The following is a 13,611-nucleotide window of genomic DNA, read 5'->3' on the forward strand; positions in this document are numbered from 1 at the left end:
GTCAAAAAAGGAGCCGTCATGGCCTGGCAGAACCCCTGGTATAATCCGTCCCTCCCGCACCATACGCGTGAGGGATTCCGCAACGCCGAAGCGGATATGCGTCAGGACGGTGACCTGAGGCGCTGGCGGCGGGAACGTAAACAGCAGGGGCTGCCGCTGCCGCCGTCCGGAGGGTATAAGCAGTTTATCCACCAGTGGTGGCAGCCTGCCAGCCTGAGCGGCGAAGCAGACGCCGTCTGGTGGCTCGGTCACGCCTGCCTGATGTTGCGCACCGCAGGGCGCTACACGCTGATTGACCCGGTGCTTTCCAACAGGGCATCACCGCTGAGTTTCATCGGGCCTGCGCGTAAAACCCCGCCAGCGCTCGCCGTGGAAGATCTGCCCGCCCTGGATGTGGTACTGATTTCGCACAATCATTACGATCATCTTGACCGCGAAACCATAAAGAAAATCCTGCGTCGTTTTCCGCAGGTCACTTTTGTGGTGCCGCTGGGGCTGCAGGCGTGGTTTCAGCGGCTCGGTGCCCGTCAGGTCGTGCCACTGGACTGGTGGCAGCAGACAGAGGTTGCCGGACTGACAATACATGCCGTGCCCGCCCGGCACTGGAGTATGCGTACCCTGTGGGACCGTAACCGTTCCCTGTGGTGCGGCTGGGTTATCCAGCATGTCGCTCTGAATTTCTGGTTTAGCGGTGACAGTGGATATTCAGAAAATCTGTTGGAGATCGCGCGTCGTTTAGGGCCATTCAACCTTGCGGCCTTACCGGTAGGAGCCTATGCACCTAAATGGTTCATGGCAGGGCAGCATATGGATCCTGACCAGGCCGTGTCCCTGCATCATGCGATTGGACAACCTTATACGATCCCCATCCACTGGGGCGTGTTTGAGCTTGCTGACGAGTCACTGGACGAGCCGCCGCAGGCGCTGGAAACGGCCATGCAGTCAGCCGGTCTTGATACAACCCGCTTTAACGCCTTGAGGATAGGGGCTCATATCCTTCTCGATAATATAAATTAAGAATTATCCTAATGTTAAATTCCGAATCAAAGCAGAAATAACAAGTTAAGAGAACGGTGTCTAATTATTCAATCCCCATGAACATAATATTGATAATACCCATATTCAGATCAATGCATTTAAATGGGGCATTGTGTTTTTCATTTTCCTGATTTTGGTGCAACGCTATTATTCAGTGGTGCTAATGTCTGATTTTCATACAACCAGAAGCGGTATTAGTGTGAGAACCTTGCCTGACCATCGATAAGAACTGAAAAAGCTTTGCCATAATTATGCAATAATTTCAGCAGTAAATATTCTTTTTACGCAGTATCGGCATAGACTTCATACTGTGTGCGGTCTAAGATATCAGCAGACTGTGCAGGTGGTGAAAGGGTTCTGTGTGGCAAAGAAGTGTTCGTTGCTGATGTTGCATCATGCATGAAAGTGCATTCTGTGCCGGGTATCGATTTAAATGTGTGCGACATCTCTATCCCCGTTTAAAAATGACTTGCCATTAATTAACGGATATGTGATAAAACATTCGGGTAAAACGAGGTACAGTTCTGTTTATGTATGGCATCTTCAGTAAAGAAGTTCTGAGTAAAGACGTTGACGTTGAATACCGCTTCCTTGCCGAGCCTTAATTTAGTGCCTCATGCAGTAATGTCTCTGGTTTTTCTGTACGTAAAGCCCACGGGCGAATAAACACTCTAAGGAATTTGCAAAATGGCAAAGATTAAAGGTCAGGTTAAGTGGTTCAACGAGTCTAAAGGTTTTGGCTTCATCACCCCAGCAGACGGCAGCAAAGATGTATTCGTACACTTCTCTGCAATCCAGGGTAATGGCTTCAAAACTCTGGCTGAAGGCCAGAACGTTGAGTTCGAAATTCAGGACGGCCAGAAAGGCCCTGCTGCTGTGAACGTCACCGCTATCTAATTTTCGATCTGAGCCTGTCAATGACGCCCTGTGCGTAATCCAGGCTGAAATCTGAATACTGAGCCTCGTCAGAAATGACGGGGCTTTTTTGTCTGCGTTAAGCGGCGTGACAGCGGGATTTTAGCTGGCGTTTACAGTACACTGCTGCGTCGTCAGATTTATGGAGTGTTGTCTATGTCGTACCAGTGTCCTCTCTGCCAGCAGCCACTGTCATTAACTCAGCGTACCTGGCGCTGTGAAAATCAGCATCAATTTGATCAGGCCAAAGAGGGGTATGTGAATCTGTTGCCGGTACAGCATAAGCGTTCAAAGCAACCTGGTGACAGTGCCGATATGATGCAGGCGAGGCGTATTTTCCTTGATGCCGGTCACTATCAGCCGTTACAGGAGCGGGTCAGTGAGCTGCTGGCGGGCGTGCTGCCAGAGGACGGGGTAAACGTTCTGGATATTGGCTGCGGGGAAGGGTATTACACCCACCATGTCGCCCAACGTCTGGCAGAGAAAGGTGATGCCAGAGTGTACGGACTGGACGTCGCTAAAATTGCCGTTCGCGCCGGGGCGAAGCGTTACCACAACGTGGCGTTTTGCGTCGCCTCCAGTCATCGCCTGCCCTTCAGCGATAGCCTGTTTGATGCGGTTCTGCGTATCTATGCTCCCTGTAAGGCTCAGGAACTGGCCCGGGTGGTGAAATCCCAGGGTTATGTTCTGACGGTGACGCCAGGCCCGCGCCATCTGATGCAGTATAAAGCGCTGATTTACCAGGATGTCCAACTGCACGACACCACGCCGGAAAAGATGCCGGGCTTTACGCTGGTGCAGCAGGAGCAGCTCACCTATCCCATGGTGCTGAACAGTGAAGAGTCCGGGGCGTTGCTGCAGATGACGCCTTTTGCCTGGCGCGCCCGTCCGGAAGTGTGGGGCATTCTGGCCACCACAGAACAGTTTTCTTGTGAAACCGACTTCACGCTTCGCCTGTGGCAGCGCGATAATGACATGGCCACCACCCCGATAATTAACGACTTTCCAGCATAACCTGATAAATTTTTTCAAGGTCATCCAACTGGCGAACGTGGATCAGTAACCGGCGGTTTTCCAGGGCAATCACCAGCACGCCATCCTCCGAAAGATTGATGGCGCTGATACGTTCCCAGCGGATAAAAACATTGGCGTAGAAGAAGCCAGCCTGCTTGAGCAACAGCTTGGGGGCACGTATCCAGAATAACCATACCGCCAGGGCACTCAGCGCCATCAACAGCAGGGTGGTGAGTTGCGGGCCGCTATCACTGACGTTCTTATAGATGAGGATAACCAGCAAGCCAATAAAAATAAGGCTGTCGATCTTATTACGGCGCTGCAAGCGAATTTTCAGCCGCGTCGGGCCGTGAAGGCGGTCCATAATCCATTCATCGTAGATGGCATAAAGCAGAATTAATGCAATAAATAGCACAATACAATAATCAGTCAAAAACATATCAGGGCCCATAAAAAGGGGCCAGACTGTGCTGGCCCCGGAGTGAAAACAAAACTAATTAACTTCAGACACCGAGCAGACCAATCCAGTATCCGAAGATACCAATCGCAAAGAAGCCCATGATAATCCACAGCGCGTTAACTTTACGGCGCAGCAGCCACATACAGCCGAAGGTAAGCAGCAGAGGGATTAAACCCGGCATCAGCTGGTCAAGAATCGACTGAACGGTGGTGACGGTGGTTTTACCCGTCTGGTCGGTGATCCTGGACACCACCAGCGGAACGTTAACATGCGTCCACTTGTTCACCAGCGCGCCCATAACAAAGAGGCCGAGAATGGACGCCCCCTCAGTCAGTTTCTGCAGGAAGCCGCCGCCCATATCGCTGACGATATCCACCCCTTTACGGTAGCCGTAAGCCACACCGTAATAACGCACCAGTAAACGTACCAGATTAAACAGCACAAAGAACAGCAACGGGCCGAGCAGGCTGCCGCTCATGGCAATGCCGGCACCCAGTGCGGCAAAGACCGGACGCACGGTCCCCCAGAAGATCGGGTCACCGACACCCGCCAGCGGCCCCATCAGGCCCACCTTGATGCCGTTAATTGCCGCGTCATCAATGGCTGCGCCGTTAGCGCGCTGCTCTTCCATCGCCATCGTCACGCCCAGCACCGGGGCCGCAACGTAAGGGTGGGTATTAAAGAACTCCAGATGGCGCTTAATGGCCTGTTTGCGATCGTCATTATTCTCAGGATACAGGCGGCGGATCACCGGCACCATGGAATAACAGAACCCCAGTGCCTGCATACGTTCGAAGTTCCACGAACCCTGGAACAGGTTAGAGCGTAAGAACACACCGCGAATATCGCCTGGCGTCAGTTTCTTTTGCGTAGCGGTAGCTGTTGTATCAACCATTTCTCTCACCTTTCCTTAATCGAGTTCGTTATCAAGGTCGTTATGTGCCGGCCCTGACGCCTGTGCACCCGCAACACGGTTATATTTTGGTGCCAGCTGGATATACAGGATAGCCATCACCACGCCAATCACGCCCAGCGCGACCAGGTTGAAGCTGGTAAATGCCGCGGTCACGAAACCCAGATAGAAGAACGGCATCAGATATCCGGCACGCATCATGTTGATCACCATTGCGTAACCGACGACCACGATCATGCCACCGGCAATATTCAGACCGTTGGTGACCACATCCGGGATCGAGTTAAGCAGTTCCTGCACCACATGCGTACCGACCGAGACAGCCACAATCAGTGCGGGGATAGCAATACGCATCGCCTGCAGAACCAGTGCTGAAACGTGGATCCACGAGATCGCGGTCAGGTTGCCTTTTTCGGCGGCTTTATCGGCCGCATGCTGGAAGGCCACGGTGATGGTACGCACGATAATGGTCAGCACCTGGCCTGCAGCAGCAAGCGGAATAGCCAGTGCGATACCGGCACCGACGCTTTGTCCGCCAGCAATAACCAGAATGGTGGAAATGATGGAGGCCAGGGCCGCATCGGGGGCCACGGCGGCCCCGATATTCATCCATCCGAGGGCGATCATTTCCAGCGTACCGCCGATGATGATCCCGGTTTTCATGTCGCCCAGTACGGCACCTATCAACGTACAGGCCACTAAGGGCCGGTGAAACTGAAACTCATCGAGGATGGAACCCATGCCTGCGATACAGGCGACGATAAATATCAGTACAATTTGTAGCGTGGTAATCTCCATTACACTTTTCCTCTTTCATGCCAGAACGGAGTTCAACCTGAGTTTTCAGGCCACGGTCTATTGCGTCATTTTGTCGATCAGATCCATCATTTTCAGTCGCTGGTCGCTGGAGACTTTACGGACTTCCAGTTCGATACCACGCTCGTTCAGTTTTTTAAACGCCTCAATATCCTTAGCGTCGACCGATACCGCGTTATTAACCTGCGTTTTTCCCTGACGGAATGCCATGCCGCCGATATTGACGGTGGTGATGTTGACGCCTTCCTCGACCAGACGCAGGACATCAGTCGGGTTGGTGAATAACAGCATGACTTTATCTTTTCCGTACTTAGGGTTATTCCATACGCGTACCATTTTCGCGACGTCGACAACGTGCGCGGTGACACCCGGAGGGGCAACCTGAGTGAGCAGCGTTTTGCGCACGTTATCGGCGGCGACCTCATCGCTCACGACGATAATGCGCGTGACGTTGGTCTCTTTGGTCCAGCGGGTAGCCACCTGACCATGGATCAGACGGTCATCGATGCGGGCAAGCCCAATTTTCATATGATCGCCGGGCTGCATAGGGGCCTGGGGAGGGGCGGGCGCTTTGACGGCGGCGGCGACAGGCGTGGCCTCGGGCAGCTTCGCTTTCAGTGCCTTCACGCCTTCACGTCCGGTTTCAACCGCCAGAGCAACCAGCTCATCAAAGGTAGGATTATCGTCGCGCGCCATCAGTACTTCGACCAGCATCGGGATATTGACCCCGGCGACTACGTCGTAATTCTCTTTATCGACGACCAGGCGACTGGCCGCATTGAACGGGCTGCCTCCCCAGGTATCGACGAGGAACAGCACGCCCTGTGCACTGTCCATTTCTGCCAGCCGCGTCTGGTATTTCTCCATCAGCGTTTCGGCATTTTCCCCGGGGACAAAGTCGATCCAGCCGACATTTTCCTGCTCCCCTAACAGCATTTCGGCAGTCTTCAGTAGTTGTTCTGCCGCCCAGCCGTGTGTGCCGATCATAATAGCAATAGTCACTTGCTACCTCCTTTATACGTTGGCAACGGCTACAGCCAGCTAGCCGCGCAAGGGTCATCTGAATCAACAGGCATTCAGTATGATTAAAGTCCAACTTTTACTGCGACGTGCTCAAAACGGATCAGTAGTTCTAAACACACAGCCATAAACGGGATTTATTTTAGTATGCGAAAAAATAAATATTGTGACGGTGCTCAGTTATTTAGACGTTAACCTGGATTTCAGGAACCCTGATGAAACATTATCCAGAAAGTGGCAAAACATGCCCGAGTGTAAGAAATTATTTTGACGCTACTGTTTCAACTGCTAAAGTAATGATCCTTTTTCAATACAGGAGTAACGGGCCTCAGCCCTCCCTATGGACTGTCACCGAAGTCGCTTAATCATGCCGCCGGGCTACCCGGTCTTGTTTTCAACGTCGCCAGACGTCACCTTACATTCCACTCGTTGTTATCCCTGCTGCACGCTCATCCGAACGTTTGCTGCCTGTTCCCGTTCCTTTTTTCGGAGTCTGTCATGGAATTTCTCTTAGACCCCTCAATCTGGGCAGGTCTCTTTACGCTCATCGTTCTTGAGATCGTGCTGGGTATCGATAACCTGGTATTTATTGCCATTCTTGCCGATAAGCTGCCGCCAAAACAGCGTGACAAAGCCCGGCTGATTGGCCTGTCTCTGGCCCTGATTATGCGTCTGGGCCTGCTGTCGCTGATCTCATGGATGGTGACATTAACCCGTCCTTTGTTCAGCGTAGGAGACTTCAGCTTCTCGGGCCGTGACCTGATCCTGTTGGTGGGTGGACTGTTCCTGCTGTTCAAAGCCACCATGGAGCTGCACGAACGGCTGGAAAACCGCGATATGAACGCCGGCGGTAATAAAGGATATGCCAGTTTCTGGGCCGTGGTGGTACAGATTGTCATTCTTGACGCCGTGTTCTCCCTGGATGCGGTAATTACGGCCGTTGGAATGGTTAACAACCTGGCCATCATGATGACCGCGGTGATCATTGCGATGGGGGTCATGCTGCTGGCGTCCAAGCCGCTGACGAACTTTGTTAACGCGCATCCGACTGTGGTGGTGCTGTGTCTGAGCTTCCTGCTGATGATTGGTCTCAGCCTGGTGGCGGAAGGCTTTGGCTTCCATATTCCGAAAGGCTACCTGTACGCCGCCATTGGCTTCTCAATCCTGATTGAGCTGTTCAACCAGATCGCCCGTCACAACTTTATGCGTCATCAGGAACGGCGTCCGATGCGTGAACGCACCGCAGAGGCTATCCAGCGACTGATGGGCGGACGTCGCCAGAACGAAAGCCATAGCAGTGAAAGCAGTGAAGTTGCCGCTATCATGCCGCAGCAGGCGTTTAAGGACGAAGAGCGCTACATGATCAACGGCGTCCTGACGCTGGCCTCCCGTTCGGTGCGCAGCATCATGACCCCGCGCGGTGAAATCTCGTGGGTAGATTCGTTGCGTCCGGTGGATGAGATCCGCATCCAGCTGCTGGACACCCCGCACAGCCTGTTCCCGGTATGCCGGGGCGAACTGGATGAGATTATCGGCGTGGTGCGTGCTAAGGAGCTACTGGTAGCCCTGGAGCACGGGATTGACGTGGTGACCTTTGCTGCGGCCACACCACCGATTATCGTGCCGGAAACGCTGGATCCGCTGAACCTGCTGGGTGTCCTGCGGCGTGCAAAAGGCAGCTTTGTTGTGGTAACCAATGAATTTGGCGTTGTGCAGGGGCTGATCACGCCGCTGGACGTACTGGAAGCTATTGCCGGGGAATTCCCGGACGAAGACGAAACCCCGGATATCATTGCTGACGGTGACGGCTGGCTGGTGAAAGGCGGAACCGATCTCCACTCGCTGCAGCAGTTGCTGGATACGCAGGATCTGGTTCGACCGGAAGACGACCACGCTTCCCTGGCCGGTCTGCTGATTGAGCAGAAAGGGCAGTTGCCTAAGCCGGGTGAAGTGATAGAGATGTTGCCGCTGCGTTTTCAGATTATCGAAGCCACTGACTATCGCATTGATCTGGTGCGCGTAACCAAAGAGCGCGATGAGCATGATGAAGACGATCAGTAATCCTTACTGACGTGCAGGTAATAAAAAGCCGGGGATATCCCCGGCTTTTTTTATGCTGAGTACCGTACTTAAGCGTCCAGCGACTCGTCATGATTAATCAGCCAGTCCGGGAAATCCCCTAATGGCATCGGTCGGGCATAGAAATACCCCTGCAGGACATCCACGCCTTTCTCGCGCAGATAGGCTGCCTGTTCTGCCGTTTCCACCCCTTCGGCCACCAGGCTGATATTCAGCCGCTGTGCCAGGGAGATCACCATATCGGTCACCGTCGCATTAATGGCATCCGTACCGATAGCCGCGGTAAAGACTTTATCGATTTTCAGCACGTCCGGACTGAGTGTTTTGAGGTAGGAGAGCGAACTGTGTCCGGTACCAAAGTCATCGATCGCCAGCTTGACGCCAATTTTATGCAGATGGGACACCACACGCTGATCCACCACTGGCAGAGAGTCGCGCTCTGTCAGTTCAACGATTAGTTGAGGCTTAGGGTTTGCGGGCCACCACAGACGCTGCAGATCATCAATAATCGCCCGCTCATGGAAGTGGCTGGCTGCCACGTTAATGGCAATGTGAAACGAATTGCAGCCGGGCAGATTGGGCAACTGCCGGACCGCCTCACTGATAACAAAGCGTGTGAGGGGAGCAATCAGATTCTGCCGCTCAGCCAGCGGGATAAAGACATCGGGTGGTATCCAGCCCTGTCTGGGATTGTGCCAGCGCAGCAGCAGCTCAATGCCGTCACAGGCGCCGGTACGGGCATTAATTAGCGGCTGACAGTAGACCATAAACTCGCGTGCGGTAATGCCATAGCTGATTTGCCAGGAGAGGCTCATGCGGTTGGCCGTGGCAAGCCAGACGATATAGCCCATCAGTAAACTGAGCAGCAGCGCCAGCGGCAGTTGAGACGGTACGGTCAGTAAAGAAAGACGGGCGGGTGAAGGGCCGAACAGCGTGATAGAGAAAGGGTAACGCAGCGAAGACTCTTCGTAACTGACTTCGTCAGGCGAGGGCACCGCTGGCTCAATCATCGGATTACCGTATTCAAGACTTTTCCCCCCGACGTTGAAGATTGCCCGCTCGACCCAGGGGAGGGTGGGTTCCAGCAGATAATTGGTCATCAGTTCAATATTAATGACCTGGATAATCCCTGAACGGTTATCCAGCGAGCGCGGCGTCCATAACAACAGAACCGGCGAACCTTTAATCAGGTGTTCATCCACCGCCAGCATCATTCGCTGATTATTCACTGCCAGTTCAGGGTAGCTGTCAGTAAAAGGGATATCTGAACTGCCGTAAATGCTTGAACAGTAAATCCGGTCTTCGTCGACCAGAAGAATCGAACGCACTGTCTGTAATGAAGCGAGTTTTTCAATCAAAGGAAAACGGATTTCACTACAGGTCAGGCCTACCAATCCAATGGTGTTATTGGCGGCCACGTCCAGGGGTGAGAACATGCGATCAAAGCGCTGGATGGCGTTATTGGCAAAGGTACGCGACTGTTGCTCTATTCGGTTTTTTTCTTCCACAAAGCGGAAAGTTAATGTGAGAATGAGCACCAATGCGGCAACAACCGCAGCGATTAGCAATCGCTTACGACGAAACTGTCCGAATACTTCCTGGGACATTTGCATCAGTAACCACCCTTTAGAACAAGACGCGTATATAGAGACCGAATACTAATTATCGGCAACTGATGCATTTAGTTTAGTTGCGCTGAAGAGAAAAGCTGAATGGCTTAAAAACAGAGAGTTACTCTCAGAAACTGCGCCCAAAACACTTTAGCGACTTCTTGATGTCGACGATAGCGGGGCGCTGAATTATTTTTACTGCGGTGAAATGAGAAACGCCACCCGGGAGGGGGGCGTTAAGATATCAGTCACACTGGACTTTAATTGCCAGACCACCCCGTGACGTTTCACGGTACTTGGCATTCATATCTTTGCCGGTCTCGTACATCGTTTCAATGACCTTATCCAGTGACACGCGGGCCTCACTGGTGCGGCGCATCGCCATGCGGGCCGAGTTGATGGCTTTTACCGAGGCAATGGCATTGCGCTCAATGCAGGGCACCTGCACCTGACCCGCGACCGGATCACAGGTCAAGCCAAGGTTGTGCTCCATCCCGATCTCGGCGGCAACGGCAACCTGTTCCGGGCTGGCGCCCAGCAGCTCTGCAAGGCCAGCGGCTGCCATTGAGCACGCCACGCCCACTTCACCCTGACAGCCCACTTCTGCACCTGAAATCGATGCATTCATTTTATACAGAATGCCAATCGCCCCTGAGGCCATAAAGTAGCGGGTGAAAATTTCCGGGGTAACAGGTTCTATAAAGTGATCGTAGTACGCCAGCACGGCAGGGACGATACCACAGGCACCGTTCGTTGGCGCAGTGACAACACGGCCACCGGCTGCATTCTCTTCGTTCACTGCCAGCGCAAACATATTCACCCAGTCGATGACGATCATCGGGTCGCTGGACATTTTATCGGATGACACCAGCAGACGGCGCAGGGCAGAAGCACGGCGCGGAACCCGCAGCGGCCCGGGCAGTACGCCTTCGGTATTCAGACCGCGATCGATACACTCACGCATGGTTCGCCAGATATCGGTGAAGTAGCGTTCAATATCGGCGCGACTGTGCACCGCAAGCTCATTTTTCATGACCATGCCCGACAGGGACAGCCCGGTCATCTGACAGTGGGCCAGCATCTCTTTTGCGGAATTAAACGGGTAAGGGACGGACACTTCATTGACGACTGACTTACCAAAATTCTCTTCGTCGACAATAAATCCGCCACCCACGGAATAATAGGTTTTGCTGTAAATGCGCAGTTCACCGGCAAAGGCATGGATAGTCATGCCGTTTTCATGCAGGGAGAGATTGTCGCTGCGGAACACCATACCGCCTTCACGCGGGAAATCCACTTCGTGAACCCCGTTAGCCAGTAACAGGCGCTGACGTTGTTCCACATCGCGAATGAAGGCAGGAATGCCGTCGATATCCACGCTTTCCGGTGAGGCACCGGAAAGACCCATAATAATGGCGATATCGGTATGGTGCCCTTTGCCGGTAAGGGAAAGAGATCCGTAGACATCGACAGCAATACGCGTCACCGAAGAGAGCTGGCGATTGTTCACCAGATCGTCGACGAACTGTTTGCCGGCTTTCATTGGGCCAACCGTATGAGAACTCGACGGGCCAATGCCGATCTTAAACATGTCGAAAACGCTAATCACGTTGTACGCTCCTGTAAGGATTTTAATCACGCTGTGGGAGAGGTAAGAACGGGTGCCCACATATTTGCGAGAAATATAAATGAAAAAGCACCGTATTGCAGTGATTTGGATCGCCCGTTGGCAATAATCTGGTGAAAAATAATGTAAAGACGGATTTTGATGCAACTAATGCCTGTATTTTAGTCGATCTCTCAGGATTTTGCCACTTGCAGGCTCAACTGACGGATGATCCCGCCAGTCATTCCCCAGATAAAGTAGTCATCGAACCAGGACAGCCAGACGCGATGTGTCTGGCCGGCGCGATGAATATCCAGAGCGGAATAACGCCCGGGGCGAAGCGCTTCCTCCAGCGGCATTTCAAAGATAGATTCGACTTCCCCCTCATTAGCCTGCCAGCGCAGGCCAGCGGGCAGGATGCCTACCACCGGCGTGACCTGAAAACCGGTGCTGCTGGTCACCGGAGGCAGTACGCCAATGACGTTAACCGCATCGGGTGGGATCGCCACCTCTTCCCAGGCTTCGCGCAGCGCAGTGGCCACCAGGGAGGTATCGCTACTGTCCATCATGCCCCCGGGGAAGGCGACCTGACCCGCATGTTTGCGCAGCGTGGCGGCACGGCGGGTCAGGAGCAGCGTCGGTTCAGGATGGGCAATAATCGGCACCAGCACTGCCGCCTGACGGCGCGGTAAATTAGGCTGTCCTGCTGACGGAGGTTGTAAGAGAAAACGCGTCAGGAAGTGCGACAGCACGGAGGGTTCAGAACGTATCAAGCGGCGACTCCAGGCACGGCAGAATGCGGTTTACTTTATCAAACGTTTCCTGATATTCCGACGCTTCGTCGCTGTCGGCAACGATGCCTCCCCCGGCCGCGCAGTAGAGCGTACCCTGTTCGGCGATCAGGGTGCGGATAGTTATACTGGTATCCATCCGACCGCAGACACTGAGATAACCAATGCTACCGCACCAGGCATTCCGCCGCTGGGGCTCCAGCGTTTCAATGATTTCCATCGCCCGGACTTTCGGCGCGCCGGTAATGGATCCGCCGGGAAAACAGGCGCGGAGAAGGTCACAGGCGGTCAGGTCTGACTTCAGTTCGGCCGTAATGGTACTGACCAGGTGATGTACTGCCGGAAAGGGTTCGACGACAAACAGCTGGGGAACCTTCACGCTGCCCGCCACGGCGACCCGGCCAATATCATTGCGCAGCAGGTCGACAATCATCAGATTTTCACTGCGGTCTTTCGGTGACTGTGCCAACCTCTCTCCCTGCAGCCGGTCGGCCTCGGGATCGGCCAGCCGTGGCAGGGTGCCTTTAATGGGCCGGGTTTCAATCTGCTGCCCGGTGAGTTTAATAAAACGCTCCGGCGACAGGCTGAGGATCACGCTGTCCGGCAGGCGAATAAAGGCGCTGAACGGTGCGCGATTTTGCCGGCACAGACGCAAAAAGGCCTGCCATTCATCGCCCTGATAGCCCGCGGCAAAACGCTGAGCCAGATTAACCTGATAACAGTCGCCTGAAAGTAACCATTGCTGGATCTGGCGAAACTTCTCACCGTACTCTTCCCGTGACATATTTGCGCGCCAGGGGTGGGTCAGATGGAAAGCGGAAACCGTTGCGGGCTGCTGTGCTTCAAGCCACTGAAGGCGGGCCGTGAGGTCGCCATGTACCACCAGCGTCAGCGTCTGTTGGTGATGGTCAGCAATCAGCGCCCAGTCATAAATCCCGACAGCCATATCTGGCGTGGTCAGCTGCGCTTCTGCCGTGGATGGGAGCTTCTCAAAACGCCGGCCGAGGTCATAGCCAAACAGACCCAGCGCGCCACCCTGAAACGGCAGATCCTGATGCTGTTCTGCCTGCAAGCCACAGGCAGCTAACTGCTGTTGCAGCAGCGTCAGCGGATCGTCGCCTGAGCGCTGTTGCGCACCATCCGCATCAATGGTGGTCACTTTGCCGCGGGTGGTCAGCGTGGCGCGGGGGTCGGCCACCAGGATATCAAAGCGATTATCGCTGTGATCGGCAAATCCGGAATGCAGCAGCATCGCCCAGGGGTGGTGGGCGAGGCGGGCAAAATGATGCTCAATGGCATCTGGCGTATAATGGAGACGGTGATAAACAGGTGACATGGTTCTTCAGCAG

General features: G+C 53.9%; 12 protein-coding genes and 1 pseudogene. 5 read left to right on the forward strand and 8 right to left on the reverse strand.

Translation table 11 applies throughout. The annotated features are described in order from the left end of the window. Positions 1–18 precede the first annotated feature (18 nt). The 4 genes and pseudogenes from K6L24_RS09840 (at position 19) to rlmA (ending at position 2,967) form a co-directional block, all read left to right on the forward strand. Positions 19–1,017 (forward strand): MBL fold metallo-hydrolase, encoded by a 999-nt coding sequence (locus K6L24_RS09840; protein WP_062746209.1) that lies wholly within the window; start codon positions 19–21, stop codon positions 1,015–1,017. Positions 1,018–1,568: 551 nt separating this feature from the next. Continuing rightward, positions 1,569–1,640: pseudogene (locus K6L24_RS09845) on the forward strand (DUF2627 domain-containing protein); the annotation flags it as partial. 85 nt (positions 1,641–1,725) lie between these two features. Next, positions 1,726–1,935: a transcription antiterminator/RNA stability regulator CspE gene (gene cspE, locus K6L24_RS09850; protein WP_001062678.1), complete on the forward strand. Its 210-nt coding sequence runs from the start codon at positions 1,726–1,728 to the stop codon at positions 1,933–1,935. A 174-nt stretch (positions 1,936–2,109) separates the two neighbouring features. After that, complete coding sequence (gene rlmA, locus K6L24_RS09855; protein ID WP_062746206.1) at positions 2,110–2,967, forward strand: 23S rRNA (guanine(745)-N(1))-methyltransferase; 858 nt, start codon at positions 2,110–2,112, stop codon at positions 2,965–2,967. Here rlmA and K6L24_RS09860 read toward each other — a convergent pair. From K6L24_RS09860 to manX, 4 genes are all read right to left on the reverse strand, one after another. After that, positions 2,948–3,406 (reverse strand): DUF986 family protein, encoded by a 459-nt coding sequence (locus tag K6L24_RS09860; RefSeq protein ID WP_062746410.1) that lies wholly within the window; start codon positions 3,404–3,406, stop codon positions 2,948–2,950. The two genes, rlmA and K6L24_RS09860, sit on opposite strands and share 20 nt — an antisense overlap. Before the next feature lie 64 nt (positions 3,407–3,470). After that, complete coding sequence (locus tag K6L24_RS09865) at positions 3,471–4,322, reverse strand: PTS mannose transporter subunit IID (RefSeq protein ID WP_062746204.1); 852 nt, start codon at positions 4,320–4,322, stop codon at positions 3,471–3,473. Between the two features lie 15 nt (positions 4,323–4,337). Further along, positions 4,338–5,138 carry a PTS mannose/fructose/sorbose transporter subunit IIC gene (locus K6L24_RS09870; RefSeq protein WP_062746202.1) on the reverse strand — a complete coding sequence of 267 codons (801 nt, stop codon included), beginning with the start codon at positions 5,136–5,138 and terminating at the stop codon, positions 4,338–4,340. Positions 5,139–5,195: 57 nt separating this feature from the next. Beyond that, complete coding sequence (gene manX, locus K6L24_RS09875) at positions 5,196–6,158, reverse strand: PTS mannose transporter subunit IIAB (RefSeq protein WP_062746200.1); 963 nt, start codon at positions 6,156–6,158, stop codon at positions 5,196–5,198. A gap of 516 nt (positions 6,159–6,674) precedes the next feature. Here manX and K6L24_RS09880 point away from each other — a divergent pair. Continuing rightward, positions 6,675–8,237 carry a TerC family protein gene (locus K6L24_RS09880; RefSeq protein WP_222682261.1) on the forward strand — a complete coding sequence of 521 codons (1,563 nt, stop codon included), beginning with the start codon at positions 6,675–6,677 and terminating at the stop codon, positions 8,235–8,237. Positions 8,238–8,305: 68 nt separating this feature from the next. On the opposite strand, the gene K6L24_RS09885 is transcribed toward K6L24_RS09880, so the two are convergent. The 4 genes from K6L24_RS09885 to pabB form a co-directional block, all read right to left on the reverse strand. Next, complete coding sequence (locus K6L24_RS09885) at positions 8,306–9,868, reverse strand: EAL domain-containing protein (protein WP_062746196.1); 1,563 nt, start codon at positions 9,866–9,868, stop codon at positions 8,306–8,308. Between the two features lie 241 nt (positions 9,869–10,109). Next, positions 10,110–11,474: an L-serine ammonia-lyase gene (locus K6L24_RS09890; RefSeq protein ID WP_062746194.1), complete on the reverse strand. Its 1,365-nt coding sequence runs from the start codon at positions 11,472–11,474 to the stop codon at positions 10,110–10,112. A gap of 191 nt (positions 11,475–11,665) precedes the next feature. Beyond that, a complete protein-coding gene (locus K6L24_RS09895; RefSeq protein WP_062746408.1) occupies positions 11,666–12,241 on the reverse strand; it encodes a CoA pyrophosphatase in 576 nt (191 codons plus the stop codon). Beyond that, positions 12,231–13,598: an aminodeoxychorismate synthase component 1 gene (gene pabB / locus K6L24_RS09900; RefSeq protein ID WP_222682262.1), complete on the reverse strand. Its 1,368-nt coding sequence runs from the start codon at positions 13,596–13,598 to the stop codon at positions 12,231–12,233. Before pabB ends, K6L24_RS09895 begins: the two co-directional genes overlap by 11 nt. Positions 13,599–13,611: the final 13 nt, after the last annotated feature.

Origin of the sequence: Erwinia persicina, from assembly GCF_019844095.1 — a bacterium.
GTDB lineage: Bacteria > Pseudomonadota > Gammaproteobacteria > Enterobacterales > Enterobacteriaceae > Erwinia > Erwinia persicina.

Bases quoted from the DNA above. Each gene is read 5' to 3' on its own strand.
- pabB (WP_222682262.1), bottom strand. From the start codon at position 13,598: ATGTCACCTGTTTATCACCGTCTCCATTATACGCCAGATGCCATTGAG.
- K6L24_RS09870 (WP_062746202.1), bottom strand. From the start codon at position 5,138: ATGGAGATTACCACGCTACAAATTGTACTGATATTTATCGTCGCCTGT.
- K6L24_RS09865 (WP_062746204.1), bottom strand. From the start codon at position 4,322: ATGGTTGATACAACAGCTACCGCTACGCAAAAGAAACTGACGCCAGGC.
- rlmA (WP_062746206.1), top strand. From the start codon at position 2,110: ATGTCGTACCAGTGTCCTCTCTGCCAGCAGCCACTGTCATTAACTCAG.
- cspE (WP_001062678.1), top strand. From the start codon at position 1,726: ATGGCAAAGATTAAAGGTCAGGTTAAGTGGTTCAACGAGTCTAAAGGT.
- K6L24_RS09840 (WP_062746209.1), top strand. From the start codon at position 19: ATGGCCTGGCAGAACCCCTGGTATAATCCGTCCCTCCCGCACCATACG.
- K6L24_RS09860 (WP_062746410.1), bottom strand. From the start codon at position 3,406: ATGTTTTTGACTGATTATTGTATTGTGCTATTTATTGCATTAATTCTG.
- K6L24_RS09880 (WP_222682261.1), top strand. From the start codon at position 6,675: ATGGAATTTCTCTTAGACCCCTCAATCTGGGCAGGTCTCTTTACGCTC.
- K6L24_RS09885 (WP_062746196.1), bottom strand. From the start codon at position 9,868: ATGCAAATGTCCCAGGAAGTATTCGGACAGTTTCGTCGTAAGCGATTG.